Origin of the sequence: Mycobacterium sp. 1165196.3, assembly GCF_001673415.1 — a bacterium.
In the GTDB taxonomy this organism is placed as follows: domain Bacteria; phylum Actinomycetota; class Actinomycetes; order Mycobacteriales; family Mycobacteriaceae; genus Mycobacterium; species Mycobacterium europaeum_A.
The window spans coordinates 1-533 of record NZ_LZLU01000092.1 but is presented as its reverse complement, the minus strand read 5'-3'; the positions used below and the strand labels follow the sequence as shown (position 1 = coordinate 533).

The following is a 533-nucleotide window of genomic DNA, read 5'->3' as shown; positions in this document are numbered from 1 at the left end:
GGCGATCTCGCCGTCGTTGAAGGAGAACTCTTCGGCCGGGTCGGCGACGGCGTGGAAACCGACCATCAGCGAGCGCGGGAACGGCCACGGCTGACTGCCCAGGTAGCGCACGTCGCGGACGGTCAGCCCGATCTCCTCGCGGATCTCGCGGGCGACGCACACCTCGAAAGACTCACCGGCCTCGACGAATCCGGCCAGCAGCGAGAACATCCGCTCCGGCCACACCGCCTGGCGGGCCAGCACCGCGCGGTCACCGCCGTCGTGGACCAGGCAGATCACCGCCGGGTCGATGCGCGGGAACTCCTCGCGACCGGTCACCGGGTTGATTCGTGCCCAACCCGCCCGGGCCGGCCGCGTCGGCGACCCGTCCTCGGGGCTGAAACGGGCCTTCTCATGCCAGTTCAGCAGCGCGACGGCTGCGGACACCAGCTGGCTGCTGGTGTCGTCGAAGATCGGGCCCAGGCTGCGCAGGTTCACCACCTCGGCGTGCGCGCCGGGATCGTCGGGGGCCTGCAGCGCGCCGCGGATGCCCC

1 protein-coding gene is annotated in these 533 nt (G+C 71.7%); it reads right to left on the bottom strand.

Annotated elements, in window-relative coordinates:
* A partial coding sequence (gene nudC, locus A5659_RS09620; protein WP_156748946.1) for an NAD(+) diphosphatase occupies positions 1 to 533 on the bottom strand: 533 nt, incomplete at both ends.